The organism is Neorhizobium sp. SHOUNA12A, assembly GCF_023006505.1.
Taxonomy (GTDB): Bacteria; Pseudomonadota; Alphaproteobacteria; order Rhizobiales; family Rhizobiaceae; genus Neorhizobium.
On record NZ_JALBGV010000111.1, the window covers coordinates 1 to 15,775 of the forward strand.

The window sequence follows — 15,775 nt, forward strand, 5'->3', positions numbered from 1 at the left end:
TGATGGCTGCCGGTTACCAATACGGTTTGGCCAACCAGGGGGTGGAAGGGATAAGTGACCCTTGCTTCGAACGTCAGAAACCCGGCACCATGAACCCGGCTTGGACGGTGGTGGCAGGACCTGGGCGACCATCGCCACGCTGCTTCAGACAGCGAAGATGAACAACGTTGATCCGCAGGCCTGGCTTACCCAGACCCTTGAGCGCATAGCCAACGGTTGGCCCAGCAGCGAAATCGATGCACTCATGCCGTGGAGCTACACAGCCTGAACGGCCTCAGCTTGTCGCTTACCCTGATCCGGAAGGTGCGGTCAAAACACCGCTTACACTTCTGGCATCGATACCTCGTGATTAACGAGGACATTTTGATGCCGGCAAAGAGAAGGCTGACCATGAGACAGTTGAGACAAATGCTTCGGCTTGCCGGAAGCGGGACCAGTTCCCGTGAGATTGCGGTCGTATTGGGAATAGCGCGCAGTACGGTGCAGGATAATCTGCAGCGCGCAGCAGCGGTCGGATTGAGCTGGCCCTTGCCGGGGGAACTGACCGACGATGCGCTTGAGCACAAGCTCTTCACTCGCAACGGCGTCAAACGGGGCACGAGACGACGCGTCGAGCCGAACTGGGCCGATCTTGCCGTCGAGCTCAAGAAGCCGGGCGTCACCCTGCTCATCCTCTGGGAGGAGTATCGTGGGTCGCATCCCGACGGTTACGGCTACAGCCGCTTCTGCGAACTCTTTCGCGGTTTCGAGCAGCGGCTCTCGCCGACGATGCGCCAGGAGCATGTAGCCGGCGACAAGGTCTTCGTCGACTATTCCGGCAAGAAGATCCCGATCGTTGATCGCAAGACCGGCGAGATCCGCGAGGCGGAGATCTTCGTGGCGGTGCTTGGTGCCTCCAGCTTCACCTATGCGAAGGCGACCTGGACGCAAACGCTGCCCGACTGGATCGGCTCGCATGTCCGGATGTTCCGTTTCTTCGCAGGCGTTCCTCGACTGATCGTCCCAGACAATCTGAAGTCGGGCGTCAGTCGCGCCAGCTTTTACGATCCCGAGATCAACCGCAGCTACGGCATAATGGCCTCCCACTATGGTGTCGGTGTTCTTCCGGCACGGCCAAGAAAGCCTCGGGATAAATCGAAAGTGGAAAATGGAGTGCGTTTTGCCCAGTCCGCTATTTTGGGGCGTCTGCGTAACCAGACATTCTTCTCGCTTGCCGAGGCCAATGCCGCCATTTGTCAGGCACTCGATCGCATCAACGACCACGTCATACGCCGGCTGGGCGTCAGTCGCCGGCAACTGTTTGAGGGTGTCGAGCGTGCCGCACTCGCCAGCCTTCCTCTCGAAGACTACGAGTTCGCCAAACGGCGTTTGGTCCGTGTCTCGACGGATTATCACGTCGAGTTCAAGACCTTCCTTTATTCCGTGCCGCATGCCCTCATTCGCCAGCAGGTCGACCTGAGGGCGACAGCACGCACCATCGAGATCTTCCACCGCGGCAAGCGCATCGCCGTGCATCAGCGCCGCTATGGCGGTCCGCGCCATGGAACCGACCCGGATCACATGCCCAGTTCCCACCGGCGCTATGCTGAGTGGACACCGGATCGTTTCCGGCGCTGGGCCGCATCCATCGGACCGCAGACAGAAGGTCTGGTCATCGCAATCCTTTCCAGCCGTCCGCATCCCGAACAGGGCTTTCGAACATGCCTGGGCGTCCTGCGCCTGTTTCGCGACATCGAACGCAATCGTGCCGAAGCCGTTTCCGCCCGCGCCGTCGAGATCGGTGGGCTGAACTGCAAAAGCATTGCTTCGCTCCTGGCCAACCACAAGGCCGCGCGCCATTCCACCGAACCGACCGCCATTGTCGATCACGCCAATCTGCGTGGCCCTGATTACTTTCATTGAGGAGACACACCAATGCTGACCAATCCCACCATCGATATGCTGCGCGACCTCGGCCTTTACGGCACGGCCACAGCCTTCCAGGAACTCGATGCACAATCCGAAGCGCGCGGCCTCGAGCACGGAGAATGGCTTGCCATACTGCTCGAACGCGAGGCCACCATGCGGCGCCAGAAGCGTTTCGAGGCCCGCGCCAGGGCTGCAAAACTTCGCCATGACGCGCAGATCGAGAATGCCGACTTTCGTGCGGCACGCGGCCTCGACCGCAATCTATTCCTCGAAGGGATCGACTGGCGGATGCCGCAAAAAACGTGGCGTCCGAGCTCGGCTGGATAGTGGAAATGGCTGGAAAGGCGAGAGCGAATATGATTCCATCTCGCAATGACCGATGTGGGCGATCAGCTTCCCGACGACCTTGCCAGCGCGCATGCGATGATCCTCGCCGAGCGCGCGGCACGCCGTGAAGCCGAGGCCGTTGCTGCCCGCGCCCAAGCGGTGAACTCCCATTCGGATGCACTGATCGCACGGCTGAGGTTGGAGATCGAGAAGCTCAGGCGCGACATCCACGGCAGCCGCTCGGAGCGCAAGGCACGCCTCCTCGAACAGATGGAATTGCAGCTCGAAGAGTTGGAAGCTGATGCCAGCCAGGACGAATTGGCTGCGGAGCTGGCGGCAAAGTCCTCTACGGTCCGAGTCTTCGAGCGCAAGCGTCCATCGCGCAAGCCGTTTCCGGAGCACCTGCCGCGCGAACGCCTCGTCATTGCCCCGCCAACAAGCTGCCCCTGCTGTGGCTCGGCCAGGCTGGCAAAACTCGGTGAGGACATCACCGAGACATTGGAAGTGATCCCGCGCCAGTGGAAGGTCATCCAGACGGTGCGCGAGAAGTTCTCGTGCCGGGAATGCGAGAAGATCGCCCAGCCGCCGGCACCTTTCCACGTGACGCCGCGCGGCTTTGCCGGACCAAACCTCTTGGCGATGATCCTGTTTGAGAAGTTCGGTCAGCATCAGCCGCTGAACCGGCAGAGTGAACGCTATGCCCGTGAAGGCATCGACCTCAGCCTCTCGACGCTTGCCGACCAGGTTGGCGCTTGCACAGCGGTCTTGAAGCCCTTGCACGGATTGATCGAGGCGCATGTGCTTGCTGCCGAGCGTCTACATGGCGATGACACGACCGTGCCGATCCTGGCGAAGGGCAAGGCCGATACCGGGCGGATTTGGACCTATATCAGGGACGATCGGCCGTTCGGCGGAACGTCGCCACCGGCAGCCCTCTACTATGCCTCCCGCGATCGGCGACAGGAACATCCCGAGCGCCACCTCAAGAACTTCACCGGCATTCTGCAGGCGGATGCCTATGGCGGCTACAACCCACTCTTCAAAATGGACCGTGATTCCGGTCCGCTGACCCAGGCATTGTGCTGGGAGCATTCGCGTCGCAAGTTCTTCGTGCTTGCCGACATCGCCACCAACGCCAAACCCGGCAAGAACGCCACGCCGACCTCGCCGGTGGCGCTCGAGGCCGTGAAACGGATCGATGCCCTGTTCGATATTGAGCGTGACATCAATCGTCTCGCTGCAAGTGAAAGACTAGCGCGACGTCAGCAGGACAGCCGTCTTCTCGTCGAAGAGCTTGAGGCCTGGATGCGGGCCGAGCGGACAAAGCTGTCGCGCAGCTCGCCCGTCGCCGAGCCGATCGACTACTTGCTAAAGCGCTGGGAGGGCTTTACTTCCTTCCTGGGCGACGGTCGGATTTGCCTGACGACGGATGGTGTTGAGAAGAGTGAATCTTCACTCTCTCGCTGCATGCAGTGGCTTTTCTTTCCAAGCCGCCACCATCCGCTCGTAGGCTCTTTCAGCGCGTTCGACATATTGCGCTTCGCGATCGTGGATCTCCTTAATCCAATAGTCATGGCCAGGGCCTGCTTTTCCATATGCTCTGGGCGCGCCAGCTTTCAATTCCACCTTTCGCAGCTTCATGGCCGTGAACGACGGTCTCGCATAAGCATAATCTTGTTCGCTCGAAAGAATGTGCCAGATCATCACCGTCAGTTTTCGTGCAGTCGCCACGGCGGCAGCCGGCGCGCCGCGCTTATTCTGGACGCGCGTGAAGAAGGCCCGCAATGGTCCCGGCGCCAGCTTCGCCGACCATGCGGCTTCAACAAGCATGCGGCGCGCGTCGCTATTTCCTTGCTTGGTGATGCGGCCGTGGCGGGCAGGATGATCGCCTGATTGACGAATCCGGGGCGTGAGACCAAAGTAGCTGCTGAGCTTTTCCGGGGTCGGGAACCGACTGATGTCGCCTATCGAGGCCAAGATCGTGGAAGCAACGACAGAACTCACGCCAGGTATCGTCATCAATCGGAGGTCGTCGAGCGATTGCTGCGCAAGCTCCTTGTCGAGTTCGGCAAGTTGAGCTGACACACGCTCGAGTTCATTGACGTATCGACCGATCATGGCGCCCTCTTCGGTGGGGCAGGGGTAGTTGCGCCAACCACTTCCGGCCTTCGGGGCCGAACAGATGACCATCATATTTTGGGATCAGATTGGCATGCAGAATGGCCTGGATCCGCCCCTTCGTTCGTACGAGTTGCGCCAATACACCCATGCGCTCGGCAATTTGCCGCCGCCGCACGATCGTATTATCGTCGGCCACCCATACCTCCGGCAGCAGGCCGCCGGCGTGGAGCTTTGCCAAGGTGGCAGCGTCGACTTTATCCGATTTGACCCGGGCCCAGGCGATCGCCCATTTGAAGGCGAATCGAACGGCTACCGGCCTGGTCAAATAGGTATTCAGTGAACCAATGGCCGCGATCAGAGCCGTCATCAACGCATGAATTGAATTTCCCCACCGATTCCCGAATCGATCTACCTATTTAAGTTGCGTTTCAGGTTGAAACGTGCGACCAGCAACGTTGAGTTTGGTGGGGGTGCGCGATGTCGGTTCGAGTCGTATTGGGCTCCTTCTTTCTGCAAGTGCGCACGTCCGCATCTGTGCGCGATCTTCTGTATCCTGCTCTTGCGCAGATAACGATTGTGGCTGCGGTTGGTTGGATCGTTCGATCTCTTACGGTGCCCCACCTGTTGATTTCGCTGTTCGCTGGCACGTTCTTCGCAACCCTCTGGCGCACCTCCGCGTTTCGCGGGGGTTGGATTTTGTCAGAGGCTTACGCAGCTGGCACCTTGGAGATTGATCTCCTTTCGCCCGCTCGCTTGCCAGCCGTCTTGTTCGGACGAATTCTTGGGATAGTTTTTTTGTACACGCTCACTGCCGCTGCGGTGACGTTAGGTATCTTGCTGATGGCAACATCCATGACGGTCGACTGCTCGGGCATGTACTTGGCGGGATCGCTTGTGGTTGGTATTTTTGCAGTACTGGCAAACGCGTTTCTGTTAATCCCTATATCTTTCCTGACCGGCGGATTGCCGGGCTTCTTTAATGCAATTTTGCCCGGGATCGTAATTCTTAGCGGATTCCTTCACCCTACCAGTGCATTTCATCCGTTCTGGCAAGCTTTGGGAAGAGTGTTGAGCACAACCAGCGCTATGGCGGCACTTCGTTTGTCCACTGAGGCGTCTCCCAACGGAAGTCAAATATTGGAGTACTGGGCGGAGAGTTTTGGACTCTCTGCATGCATTTTTGTTCTTGCGACTGCCTTGATTATTTCTTCGGAGAGGAAGCTTCGTAGTGGTCTCTACTCATCGTTCTCCGAGCGCTAAAGATGTTCTTTAGGACCTCGTATTTAAGCTTCAAAGGCCTCTTCTTATGGCTCACGCCGTGGGGCTATTTCTCTTCCGTAATAGTCGCGCCGGTTCTTAATTATCTCTTGTTCGTCTTGATCTCCGACAGTGTCTCAGACCCTAACACGTACAGATCTGTCGTACTGAACGTTCCATTCTATTCGGCCTCCACAGTAATCGCCGGCGGCGTCTTGCAGATGTTTTTCTATGAAAGAGCTTTCGGAATCCTCGAATTTGAATCGAAGAGTCCCCTCTATGCTTTCTGGGCGAAGTCCTTATGTCACCTTCCTAACGGCATCCTTTCAATCACCGTCAGTCTGCTCATTGCCGTCTGGCTGCATCCAGATGCATATGCCGCTACGAAGGTGCCGACGCTGGCCGTGTGCGTGATCGCGATGAGCATTTCGATCATTGCTTTTTGCATGATGCTGGGTGTTGTTGTTAGCGCACTTGAGGAGTGGCTTCCGGTCTTGTCTCTCGGCAGTGCAACGTTGTTTCTCCTGACAGGGGTGCTGATCCCGACGTCTAGTCTTCCTCAACCTCTCGGTGTCGTTTCGGCAGTGTTGCCAATGACTCACGGTCTCATCGCTTATCGACAAGTGGTCGACGGGTTCTCGGGCGAAGGCTTTTCCACCTCAATCACAAGCGAATTGACGGTCGCGATGCTCTATGTGATTTTGGCTTCCGCCGGCTGGCTAGCGCTCCGTCGACTCCGACGGTCGTCGCGATTGCCGCTTTGACACATTCGAACTGTTGGCGCTCACCATGACAGCGATATTTTGTGAAGACCTGAAACATGAATATGTGGAGCGAAAAACGGGTCGACGACGCCAGTCGTTGGCGGGCATTTCCATCGCTGTTCCGCGCGGTGCCATTTTTGGATTGTTAGGTCCGAATGGAGCTGGAAAGACAACATCGGTTCGAATCTTTACCACTTTGCTGAAGGCCTCCGGGGGTGCAGCGAGAGTTCTTGATCTCGACGTCAACAGGAGCGGACGGGAGATTCGTAGCCGGATCGGCGTGGCGTTCGGAGGAGATAAGGGCTTTTTCGGACGATTGACCGGAAGGCAAAATCTCGAATATTTTGGATCACTGTATGGTCTATCCCGAAGCACGCTGGGCGTACAAATCGATCGTGTGCTCGGCATCATGGAGCTAAATAGCCGCGCCGATGGTAAGGTCGCGACATATTCGATCGGGATGAAACAACGACTTCACCTTGCGCGAGCACTGCTTGCCGATCCCGAAGTCGTGTTCCTTGACGAGCCGACCGTTGGGCTTGACCCCGAAATCGCGCAAATATTACGTCAGCATATTCAGCGCCTCAAGGCCGCCGGCAAGACGATTTTCTTGACCACTCACTATATGCTGGAGGCAGACCAGCTGTGCGATCAGATTTCAATTATATGTAACGGTCGTGTGGTCGCTTCAGGAGCACCAGCGCAGCTCAAGAGCGGATTCGGCAGGCTCAAAGTGATCGAGTGCCTTCTGCGCGAGCTCGACAAGGCGCGGCTTGAGCGTGTCAGAACATTCGAAGGCGTAGCAAGCGTCGACGTCGAGGAGCGTTCGTCATTCCCTTGTGCGAAAGTTTTTTGCGACGAAAGTATAGATACTTCGACAGTCGTTGAAGGCTTCGGCAAGGAAAACCTACTCGGTTCCCCTACGGTACGTACGCAGACCCTAGAGGAGGCTTACCTCGACATTGTGCGTAAATCCCAATAAAGGCGTGATCTGGTTTCTCATTCTTGTCGAAAGATTTTAGGTTCGATTTCTTTCAAGTGCTTTGACAGCCTGAGTCAGGTTCGCGTCCTTCAAAAGCGGCCAAGCCTGCAGACCATCGACGAGCGGCAGGCTCTCTTTACGGCGACGCTCCAGGCGTTGGTCGGCGGTAAGCCCGTTGATCTCCCGCTCGATATCGAACAGCGCATCGATCCGTTTGACGGCCTCTAGCGCCATGGGCGAGATCGGCGCGGCTTTCTTTCCACGTTTGGCATTCGCCGCGATGTCGGTGAGCACGAAGAATTTGCGACGCGAGTGCGCCCAACACAGTGCCTGCGTCAGAGCACCAAGACTGCGATCAATCTTGAACAGCGGATTGTAACCGCCATAGGCATCCGCCTGCAGAATGCCGGTGAAGGTCTTCGGGTGGCGTTCCGGATGTTCCTGCCGTCGATCACTCGATGCATAGTAAAGGGCGGCCGGCGGTGAGAGCCCTCCGAACGGCCGATCGTCCCGGACGTAAGTCCAGCGTACGCATCCGAGTTGGGCCGCATTGTGGAGTGAGTGAGAGTGTGGATGCTCTGTCTATATAGACGGCAATATAGACGGTGCTTTACACATGGACTTGTGTTTCGGCGTGGAATATTGGCTCTGACTCAGTTTTGATGCAGTTGTAACGATGCTGCTTTGCTGGTTTTCACAAAGGAATTAGCCTGATGAGCACCAAGTTTCGCCCCTCTGATTTGGTACCGGCTGGTTTCATCGCCGAACGCATCACTCACATTGACGATGAGACCTGCATCTTGCTTTCCCGAGCCGGCGCTAGCGCGTCATGTCCAGCATGCGGACGAATGTCGCGAACGGTTCGAAGCCGTTATTGCCGCCAGGCCGCGGACCTTCCCCTGTCGGGGAGGCGTGTCCGACTTCTCGTCCTCACGCGACGGTTCACCTGTGACGTGGTACTCTGCGGCAGGCAGATATTCTCCGAGCGGTTCGGCGATGTGCTGCCTCCCTACGCCAGACGAACCGGGCGTCTTGAGCATCTCGTCCACCATCTTGCCCTTGCGCTTGGGGGACGCCCGGCGGCGCGTTTTGCACAGCGGCTCATGCTTCCAGTCAGCAACGACACCTTGCTCCGCGTCATCCGCAGGCAAGGATTGCCGCCGTCGATCCCGCCCTCGATGATTGGCATCGACGACTGGGCCTGGCGGCGCAATCATCGCTATGGCACGATCGTGTGTGACCTGGAGCGTCGGCGGCCGATCCGTTTGCTACCCGATCGTGAGCCAGCGACGGCAGAGATCCGAAACCTCCGGCCTCGGCCGGACCATTGAACATGAGGCTTGAGATGATCTTACTAGACAGTACCCCCTCCCAAACCGGTGACAGGATCACCGGCAAATCAGCACCGCCCGATGACAGCGCCGTCCGCGAATGGATCGGAGCAGAGGCATTCGCGCATTGGGCCGAACTGCGGAACTGGATCGACGAATTCTACCAAGGGGTTTTCGTGCCGGACTGGCTCTACGGTGGCAAGAACCGCGGTTGGTCCTTGCGCTACAAGAAAACCAAGGCGTTCACCACCTTGGTGCCGGAGTACCGGCGGTTTTCGGCTGTTGTGGTTATGGGTGGAGCAGAGCGTGAGAAGTTCGAGGAGCGGCGTTATGTCTGGCGCCCGGAACTGGTCAAGCTTTACGATGAAGCCAAAACATACATCGACGGAAAGTGGCTGACACTTGCCATCTCATCCGCAGACGATCTGCATGATGTGAGGGAACTTTTGACGATGAAGCGCCCGCCACTGCCGCGCAGTTGAAGCCGAAATAAGCCAGGCTTTTCGCGCGGCACCAGACAGCAATTCGACAAGGTCTTTGCGAAAGACGTCGAACCGATAACGAGTTTGCGCGGGAGATCGAGAAGGCCTTCCGCGCCTGCAAATTCCCCAAAACCGACAAGTATTCTAAGGAGACAATTCCCATGAAAGCGATCGTAGTGTCCGACCAGGCTGCGGGAACAGCCGGGATGAAGTTGGTGGAGCGGCCCGAGCCGCAGGCGGCGATAAACGACGTCGTCGTTGAGGTCCATGCAGCGGGCTTCGTCAATACCGAACTGGATTGGCCGTCCACTTGGACCGATCGGACCTTTCGTGATCGAGCGCCATCGATCCTCGGCCATGAGCTGGCCGGTGTGATCACCGCGCTGGGCTATGGCACCACGGGACTGTCGATCGGTCAGCGGGTGTTCGGCCTGACTGACTGGTATCGCGACGGCACACTCGCTGAGCACGTCGCGGTGGAATCCCGCAACCTCGCGCCGCTGCCCGGCGACGTCGACTTCACCGTCGGCGCAAGTCTGCCGATATCGGGCCTGACCGCATGGCAGGGACTGTTTCACCATGGCCGCCTTCAGGCGGGGCAGAGCGTCCTCGCACACGGCGCCGCCGGCGCCGTCGGCTCGATCGTGACGCAGCTTGCGCGGGAAGCCGGCGCCTATGTCATCGGTACCGGACGCGCCGCTGACCGCCAGAAGGCCCTGGACTTCGGTGCAAATGAATTCGTCGATCTTGGAAACGACACCCTGGAAGACGTCGGCGGCGTCGATCTGGTGTTCGATGTCATCGGCGGCGATGTTCAGAAACGGTCCGCAGCGCTGATCCGGGCGGGAGGAACGCTTGTGACAGCCGTCGGACCGACGGATATTCGACCTGTGGATGGCCTCACGGTTGACTTCGTCGTCGAGGCAGATCGTGCCCAGCTATCCGAGATCGTTCAGCGGGTTCGGGACGGAAGACTGCTGACGAACATCGGCAAGGTTTCAAGTCTGGATGATGCGGTCGCCACCTTCAATTCGACGGAGCGGCGCGCAGGAAAGACGGTCATCTCCGTTCTCCCTTGAGCACGACACGCGCACTCCTTGGAAGGATTCCCCCAGGGGTGCGCATTGCACGGGCAGTGTTGGCGGTTTCCTAAGCCTGCCGTTCGTCATCGCTTCGGCGGATGACCCGATCGGGTGGAAATTCCGACTGGCGGCAAGCGGGGATCGGTAGTGTCTCATTTTACTGCCGAAAAGGCGGTCGGCGACAACAGCTGGTTAGAGATATTGGAGAGGATTTGCCCGTCGCGCTCTGACTCGTCGCGGGCCTTGAGCCATGCAGGATCAGTGGTGAACGCTTTCCATTTCACCTCGCGATCGGCCAGCGATTCCCAGGCGATGAGATAGGTGAGACGGTGGCTGCTTTCGCCCACGATTGTGGTGAAGAAACCCGCCTGCTTGATGCCGTGCTTGTCCCATATTGCCAGCGTATGTTCGGCAAAGCGGTTGATCAGCGCGGGCAATCGGCCGGGCAGGCAATCGTAAATTCTGAGCTCGTAGATCACAGTCTTGCATCCTTATGTCTCTTGAGAACGACATGTGTTTGGCATTCGCTCCCTGCGCCCACGATGTCGTCAGAACTTGCAGCAACGCCATTTCCACTATTAGAAAAGACCCTGCAGGTATCTCTGACCCGCTAATCTTCTGTCAAGCTGATCGCCCGTGTTTAGGCGCCGATTGGCCATGATGTTAGGTCGAGCACGGTGGCCGTGTTGGCAGCTAGTCTGAGAATGCGCCGGTTAGAGCCGCTCTTGGGAATTAATTGAGACGGTCTGCTCAGGTTCCGCACTGGCCAATCTCCGACAGCGATCTCTGCCGGCTTGTGCAGCCGTTGAAGTTCACTATCTCTGGTGTAACCCCGAACTGGAGCATCGCCATGGATCGAAGCGCGGCCGATATGCTGTCGGAGTTCTGTATTGAAATTCTTCCACCGGACCGCGATGACACGTGTGCGTCGGATGCAACGACATGTCCGTGCTGTCGAAGGTTACGTCCGGCCTCGAGCATGGATGACGATGGCTGCGGGATCTGCGACGAATGCCTGGCACCATGACCGCAGACAGTGAGAAATCTCCCTCGGTCCAGGCGACATTCGAAGACGCGCTGGCGAAATTGCCGGACGGCTATGTCGGCGGCTATTTCGGCAATCGATCATGGGGCGTAACCGTCAAGCGGTCGCAGGATGGCAAACGGACCTGGCTTTATGGCGAGGAGCTTGGCGGGAACCGATATCGTCAGCTTCAACCTCTATCGCTTGGCCTGTCCTGGGCCGACACTGAGGCCGTGCGAAATGTCCTCCACCAAGGTGATAGAATTCGTTCTCGGTTTCCACAGCCGATCTCGAGGGCCAGTGGCCGCTGCGCCCCGACGAGGAGGCCCATGGCGTCAGCTATGACGAGATCGACGATTTCCTCGAAGGCAAGCCGGTCGGCGAGATCGCCCGCCGACGCATCCCCGCCGCCTATCGGGCGACCGCTCACAAGCGCGCTTTGCCGGTGGTGTCAACGCGCTCCGACGATCGCCCGAGCGCGGGATTCGTACGGGCGCGATCCGGTTTACGGCCTGACCGGTTCGCCCGTCCGTCCTGATGAAGCGAGATAGGCATGCGGCGCGAAATAGACGCCGTCGGCATCGAAGGCTTCGAGCTCTTCGGCCTGCAGCGCCTCGCGCACCTTCGGCCGTGCTGCCACCCGGGCCATGAAGCCATGCAGCGCCGGCCATTGCTTGAGATCGATGTCTGTCCAGGGCGACCAGTTCAGGCAGACGAAGAGATAGGCATCCGCTACCGTAAACGTATCGCCGGTGAGATAGGCTCCGGCAAGACGGTCGTTCAGCCATGTCAGCCGCTTCGATATCAGCGCGCGGACCTCTCCATGAACGCTGGAATAGATCGGATTGAAGAGCAGCACCATCGGCTTGTGCAACTCGGCGGTGATGAAGTTGAGATAGGATTGCACCTCGTTGCGGCGGATGTTGCCGACCTCAGGCAACAGGGCCGCCCCTTCGGGCACGCTGTCGGCGAGGAACTGCACGATCGCCGGCCCCTCGGTCAGCACCTTGCCATCGTCGAGCATCAGCGCCGGCACATAGCCGTTGCCATTGATTGCGAGGTAATCCTCGCCGTTGCTCGTTCTGTGGGTTTGCCGGTCGACCTGGACGAGCTCGATATCGAGCCCCAGCTCCCGGCAGATGATGTGCGGCGAAAGCGAGCAGGCCGCGGCGTGCATATAAAGTTTCATTGCGGTTTCCTCTCCTTGCGGAGGCGGTCGATGCCGCCCGTCGATAGCGTTTGAACATCTGTACTGTTTCGCATAAAATGACTCTCGTCAAGAATTTAATGCGAAACGGTACAGATATGAAAGACGAGAAAAAGCGCGGCCGCCCGAGGGCCTTCGATGCCAAGGCGGCGCTCGGCAGGGCGCGGGATGTCTTCTGGGACAGAGGTTTTGCCGCCGCCTCGCTCGACAATCTAAGCGCTGCGACCAACCTCAACCGTCCGAGCCTCTACGGCGCCTTCGGCGACAAGGAGGACCTCTATCTCGATACGCTGGAGGGTTATCGGCAGGACGGCATGAATACGCTCGCCGAAGCGCTCGACCCGTCATTGTCGCTTCGCGACAATATCGCCCGCGTCTATGCCGGTGCATTGGCGATCTATCTGCACGGTGAAACCGCTGCCCGCGGCTGTCTCCTGATCGGCACGGCATCGGCCGAGGCGGTCCAGCATGAGCGGGTCCGCGAGGTGCTCGGCCGCAGCCTCAACGATTTCGACGACGAGATCGAAAAGCGTATGCGCCTCGGCCTGGAAAGAGGCGAGCTTCCTCAAAGCGCCGATCCGCAGATGCTCGCCAGGCTCGCCTCCGCGGTCATGCATTCGCTCGCCGTCCGCGCCCGCGCCGGCGACAGCCGCGAGACGCTGGAAGCGATCGCCCGGTCAGGCGTCGAGCTGATCTGCGGGAGCGCGCCCTAGAACAGGATGATTTTAGGCCGGTTCGGCTCAAAATCTGAATCCCGTTCTACATCATATGGTTAGAGCATGATGTTGTCCGAAAACCGCTCACACTCTTCGGCAGCTGCGAATGGTCCAGATAGGACAAGACCTTAGTCCGCATTGACTAGTTGTAGCTGCTCCGTAGTTTCGCACTACTCGGACTCCGCGAAAAGCGTTGGCGAGCCAGCGGCCGGGGCAGGAGCCGCAAATCGCAGATCGCAGCGTAGGGACGGGAATGCCTCGACCAATAGTTAGGGAGCGCGTTGTGCATGAGGCTTAGGCCTCCCGACGTCCAATCGGACTTTCGGGTCAGGCGTTAGCGGTCTCAGGTCCGATCACGGATGTAACTTCGGTAATTTTGTTCGCTGGGAAGCCGCCCTTATCCGCATGTTCACGAATGGCATCGGCACTTGGGGCCTCGTGAATGCAGTAGATCTTGTCGCCGGCGACATAGCTTGTGATCCAAGTGTAGGGCACGCCCAGATTCTCAACGACCTCGTTGGACTTGGCTGATATCGCGCAGAGATCGGCTTTTGAAAGATTACTCGCTCCGGGGATATCTCGTTCGATGATGAAAGTAGGCATCTGCTTATCCTCTCCTCGACGTGAAGGGGCATTGGGCGCGGGGGTCGAAATAATGTCAACTTGTCCATATGGCGGGTAAGAGGCGATAGTCCACCGCACCATGCGGCGGCACCTAAGCACCGGGAGCGCTATACCCGAAGGGACGTGGAAGCCGTCTCGTCAGCCCCGTCAGCAATGGCGGGTTTGCTATGCCGAAAATGCTTGGGTTTGATCTTGTCCCAACCAATGACGTGCCCGCACCTCGATCGACATCGAAGTGACTATTGGAGGCTCGTTATTCAGACTGAAGTCCGACGCCGGAACATGTGGAAGACCGCAGGGTTTATCTCGCAAGTACGCGAAGCCATATCTCCCCCGGCACCATTCAACGGGCTTCGTCAGAATGGTGTGTCTCCCCCCAAAAACCGCCGCCTCACCACGGCGGGTTTATCGGAACCAGGCTGAAAATGATAAAGTGAGCCAGAGATTGGACGTGACGTGGGCCAACACTGTGTAGATGTATGGGCAGGCTAGGATCCGGCCTTCCTTCCCATGCAAGAAAGCTTGCCAATGTTATCCAAGGTGTAAGTGCCGAGTTCCGTTTGTTCCCGCGCATCCGAGTCCCACTCGTAGGCCGCGATCAACTTGTACTTCCCTCCACGCAGGAGACGAAGGAGTGAATGCTCCAACTCCTGGATGTCTTTGAAGTAAGCTTCGGCGTCTGGAGGTTCCGCGGATTGTGGCGTGATCCAGCACCGGATTGCAAAACGCCCCTGGACCAGGTCATCCCTCATTTTGCCAATGCCAACACACATCCGCATGAGAATCTGGATCGATTAAGAAGTGGCCTGCAATTGCCTCGGCGCGTTTCCTACGCCGTGTTCAAGGGCAGCTTGCATTCGAAGGTAGAAAAAGTCGAGGGTAGAAAATAGCGGGTGGAAGTTGAGAGACCCGATAAGGTGAGCCGGGGCTTAAGGCCCACTCCAAGGCTTGCCGAACATTGCGCTGATCGGCATCCCCTTGAAAGCTTCCCAGTCGGCGCCTGTTGCTCCATCTGGGGCATAGGTGTGTTTTGTCGGCACGTTCGTTCTGATGAACTCGGCTGCTTCCACCGATGTGGCAAATTCCCGGTAGTCCGAGTCTACCTTGATCGACCAGTTAGATCTCATCCCATCCTCCCAGGGTCGAGCGCGGAAGCTCGCTCCCTTTCACTGCAAATGCAAGTAGCCGCTCAGACCGGCAAAGGTGAACACATGGCAGCCCCCAAAGGGAATAAGTTCTGGATGGCTCGCGCCAGTCATGGCGACAAACCGATGTTCGCGAGCCCTGATATCGGAGCCGAGACGATGCCGGACGTTGGCTATTACTGGCCGTCCACCAATAATGCGTGGACGGTTATCGAACCGCCTTCCGCCGAGTTCCTCGCCGAGCATCCGTGGTCGGAAGACGCGATCGAAGTGCCTACCTGCGGGGTGGCGGCGTTCCCCGCCATGAAATGGGGTGTTCACCTGAGGGCCTGTGTCGCTCGCGCTCCCGACATCCGACGACGTTTCTGCAGAACGAGACCGGCGACTGACAGCAGGCTTTGCCTATGTTTCAGGGATGATCGCGGCGCGCATCGGTTCGGCACGTCGGATGCCGATATAAGGAGACGGATAATGAGGTGTGCCTGATCGCTCAGGCCCGCATCCATGTCGGCCAACCAGGCGCGACGAACGGCGTATCGACCGAAACCGGCCGCGTCGACATCACGGCCATTGAGTGGCAGATGATCTTGCTTGCGGCAGGCGAAAGATCGCCTGGCGCTCTATCAGGCGTCTCTCAGGCAATTGACCCGGTCCCGGCGGACTTCGCGACCAATCCAGCTTGATGCCGTAATTCGTAAGCGCGATTTTCCATGCACATTGACGTAGGCGGTATCTCTGAACCAGCCCCTTTCGCGAAGCGATATCCGGGTCTGTCAGGCAGCGGAGGCTTTGGAGAAGTTGAACG

Annotated in this window: 14 protein-coding genes and 7 pseudogenes; 14 read left to right on the forward strand and 7 right to left on the reverse strand. The window is 58.4% G+C overall.

Translation table 11 applies throughout. The features are described 5' to 3' along the window. Positions 1-97 precede the first annotated feature (97 nt). From MOV63_RS29105 to tnpC, 4 genes and pseudogenes are all read left to right on the forward strand, one after another. Positions 98-268, forward strand: a pseudogene (locus MOV63_RS29105) (transposase domain-containing protein); the annotation flags it as partial. 98 nt (positions 269-366) lie between these two features. After that, entirely contained in the window at positions 367-1,902 is a 1,536-nt protein-coding gene (gene istA / locus MOV63_RS29110; protein ID WP_247039107.1) for an IS21 family transposase, read from the forward strand. Positions 1,903-1,914: 12 nt separating this feature from the next. Further along, positions 1,915-2,193, forward strand: a pseudogene (locus MOV63_RS29115) (ATP-binding protein); the annotation flags it as partial. An 87-nt stretch (positions 2,194-2,280) separates the two neighbouring features. Next, a pseudogene (gene tnpC, locus MOV63_RS29120) lies at positions 2,281-3,717 on the forward strand (IS66 family transposase); the annotation flags it as partial. Here the strand turns inward: tnpC and MOV63_RS33085 are convergent. Both MOV63_RS33085 and MOV63_RS29125 read right to left on the reverse strand, forming a co-directional pair. Then, positions 3,688-4,428 carry a transposase gene (locus tag MOV63_RS33085; RefSeq protein WP_366518604.1) on the reverse strand — a complete coding sequence of 247 codons (741 nt, stop codon included), beginning with the start codon at positions 4,426-4,428 and terminating at the stop codon, positions 3,688-3,690. The pseudogene tnpC and the gene MOV63_RS33085 sit on opposite strands and share 30 nt — an antisense overlap. Continuing rightward, on the reverse strand, positions 4,331-4,723 hold the full coding sequence (locus MOV63_RS29125; RefSeq protein WP_247039109.1) for a hypothetical protein: 393 nt from the start codon (positions 4,721-4,723) through the stop codon (positions 4,331-4,333). Before MOV63_RS29125 ends, MOV63_RS33085 begins: the two co-directional genes overlap by 98 nt. 110 nt (positions 4,724-4,833) lie before the next feature. Between MOV63_RS29125 and MOV63_RS29130 the strand changes: the two genes are divergently transcribed. The 3 genes from MOV63_RS29130 to MOV63_RS29140 are packed head-to-tail and all read left to right on the forward strand — an operon-like array spanning position 4,834 to position 7,359. Beyond that, positions 4,834-5,616, forward strand: coding sequence for a hypothetical protein (locus MOV63_RS29130; RefSeq protein ID WP_247039110.1), 783 nt, complete (start codon positions 4,834-4,836; stop codon positions 5,614-5,616). 2 nt (positions 5,617-5,618) lie between these two features. Then, a complete protein-coding gene (locus tag MOV63_RS29135) occupies positions 5,619-6,377 on the forward strand; it encodes an ABC transporter permease (RefSeq protein WP_247039111.1) in 759 nt (252 codons plus the stop codon). A 25-nt stretch (positions 6,378-6,402) separates the two neighbouring features. Then, on the forward strand, positions 6,403-7,359 hold the full coding sequence (locus MOV63_RS29140; protein ID WP_247039112.1) for an ABC transporter ATP-binding protein: 957 nt from the start codon (positions 6,403-6,405) through the stop codon (positions 7,357-7,359). A 51-nt stretch (positions 7,360-7,410) separates the two neighbouring features. On the opposite strand, the pseudogene MOV63_RS29145 reads toward MOV63_RS29140, so the two are convergent. Next, positions 7,411-7,884: pseudogene (locus MOV63_RS29145) on the reverse strand (transposase); the annotation flags it as partial. A 188-nt stretch (positions 7,885-8,072) separates the two neighbouring features. On the opposite strand from MOV63_RS29145, the pseudogene MOV63_RS29150 reads away from it, so the two are divergent. The 3 genes and pseudogenes from MOV63_RS29150 to MOV63_RS29160 form a co-directional block, all read left to right on the forward strand. Continuing rightward, positions 8,073-8,657 (forward strand): annotated as a pseudogene (locus MOV63_RS29150) (transposase family protein); the annotation flags it as partial. A gap of 47 nt (positions 8,658-8,704) precedes the next feature. Continuing rightward, positions 8,705-9,172, forward strand: a complete 468-nt coding sequence (locus MOV63_RS29155; RefSeq protein ID WP_247039123.1) for a DUF3788 domain-containing protein — start codon at positions 8,705-8,707, stop codon at positions 9,170-9,172. 161 nt (positions 9,173-9,333) lie between these two features. Beyond that, a complete protein-coding gene (locus MOV63_RS29160) occupies positions 9,334-10,251 on the forward strand; it encodes an NADP-dependent oxidoreductase (protein WP_247039113.1) in 918 nt (305 codons plus the stop codon). Between the two features lie 155 nt (positions 10,252-10,406). Here the strand turns inward: MOV63_RS29160 and MOV63_RS29165 are convergent, their stop codons facing one another. After that, positions 10,407-10,733 carry an NIPSNAP family protein gene (locus MOV63_RS29165; protein WP_247039114.1) on the reverse strand — a complete coding sequence of 109 codons (327 nt, stop codon included), beginning with the start codon at positions 10,731-10,733 and terminating at the stop codon, positions 10,407-10,409. A 532-nt stretch (positions 10,734-11,265) separates the two neighbouring features. On the opposite strand from MOV63_RS29165, the pseudogene MOV63_RS29170 reads away from it, so the two are divergent. Next, a pseudogene (locus tag MOV63_RS29170) lies at positions 11,266-11,623 on the forward strand (hypothetical protein). Further along, positions 11,547-11,726, forward strand: a pseudogene (locus MOV63_RS29175) (NAD(+) synthase); the annotation flags it as partial. The pseudogenes MOV63_RS29170 and MOV63_RS29175, both read left to right, overlap by 77 nt. A 57-nt stretch (positions 11,727-11,783) precedes the next feature. Here MOV63_RS29175 and gstA read toward each other — a convergent pair. After that, positions 11,784-12,467 carry a glutathione transferase GstA gene (gene gstA / locus MOV63_RS29180; protein ID WP_247039115.1) on the reverse strand — a complete coding sequence of 228 codons (684 nt, stop codon included), beginning with the start codon at positions 12,465-12,467 and terminating at the stop codon, positions 11,784-11,786. Positions 12,468-12,583: 116 nt separating this feature from the next. Between gstA and MOV63_RS29185 the strand changes: the two genes are divergently transcribed. Next, complete coding sequence (locus MOV63_RS29185; RefSeq protein WP_247039116.1) at positions 12,584-13,198, forward strand: TetR/AcrR family transcriptional regulator; 615 nt, start codon at positions 12,584-12,586, stop codon at positions 13,196-13,198. A 330-nt stretch (positions 13,199-13,528) separates the two neighbouring features. Here the strand turns inward: MOV63_RS29185 and MOV63_RS29190 are convergent, their stop codons facing one another. Further along, on the reverse strand, positions 13,529-13,804 hold the full coding sequence (locus tag MOV63_RS29190) for a DUF4242 domain-containing protein (protein ID WP_247039117.1): 276 nt from the start codon (positions 13,802-13,804) through the stop codon (positions 13,529-13,531). A gap of 659 nt (positions 13,805-14,463) precedes the next feature. On the opposite strand from MOV63_RS29190, the gene MOV63_RS29195 reads away from it, so the two are divergent. Further along, positions 14,464-14,715, forward strand: coding sequence for a hypothetical protein (locus MOV63_RS29195; RefSeq protein ID WP_247039119.1), 252 nt, complete (start codon positions 14,464-14,466; stop codon positions 14,713-14,715). A 39-nt stretch (positions 14,716-14,754) separates the two neighbouring features. On the opposite strand, the gene MOV63_RS29200 is transcribed toward MOV63_RS29195, so the two are convergent. Next, complete coding sequence (locus MOV63_RS29200) at positions 14,755-14,952, reverse strand: hypothetical protein (RefSeq protein ID WP_247039121.1); 198 nt, start codon at positions 14,950-14,952, stop codon at positions 14,755-14,757. Positions 14,953-15,775 lie beyond the last annotated feature (823 nt).

Coding starts and splice junctions, on each gene's coding strand:
- MOV63_RS29140 (WP_247039112.1), top strand. CDS start 6,403: ATGACAGCGATATTTTGTGAAGACCTGAAACATGAATATGTGGAGCGA.
- MOV63_RS29160 (WP_247039113.1), top strand. CDS start 9,334: ATGAAAGCGATCGTAGTGTCCGACCAGGCTGCGGGAACAGCCGGGATG.
- MOV63_RS29155 (WP_247039123.1), top strand. CDS start 8,705: ATGATCTTACTAGACAGTACCCCCTCCCAAACCGGTGACAGGATCACC.
- MOV63_RS29135 (WP_247039111.1), top strand. CDS start 5,619: ATGTTCTTTAGGACCTCGTATTTAAGCTTCAAAGGCCTCTTCTTATGG.
- MOV63_RS29185 (WP_247039116.1), top strand. CDS start 12,584: ATGAAAGACGAGAAAAAGCGCGGCCGCCCGAGGGCCTTCGATGCCAAG.
- MOV63_RS29130 (WP_247039110.1), top strand. CDS start 4,834: ATGTCGGTTCGAGTCGTATTGGGCTCCTTCTTTCTGCAAGTGCGCACG.
- MOV63_RS29190 (WP_247039117.1), bottom strand. CDS start 13,804: ATGCCTACTTTCATCATCGAACGAGATATCCCCGGAGCGAGTAATCTT.
- MOV63_RS29200 (WP_247039121.1), bottom strand. CDS start 14,952: ATGAGATCTAACTGGTCGATCAAGGTAGACTCGGACTACCGGGAATTT.
- istA (WP_247039107.1), top strand. CDS start 367: ATGCCGGCAAAGAGAAGGCTGACCATGAGACAGTTGAGACAAATGCTT.
- MOV63_RS33085 (WP_366518604.1), bottom strand. CDS start 4,428: ATGATGGTCATCTGTTCGGCCCCGAAGGCCGGAAGTGGTTGGCGCAAC.
- gstA (WP_247039115.1), bottom strand. CDS start 12,467: ATGAAACTTTATATGCACGCCGCGGCCTGCTCGCTTTCGCCGCACATC.
- MOV63_RS29195 (WP_247039119.1), top strand. CDS start 14,464: ATGCTCCAACTCCTGGATGTCTTTGAAGTAAGCTTCGGCGTCTGGAGG.
- MOV63_RS29125 (WP_247039109.1), bottom strand. CDS start 4,723: ATGACGGCTCTGATCGCGGCCATTGGTTCACTGAATACCTATTTGACC.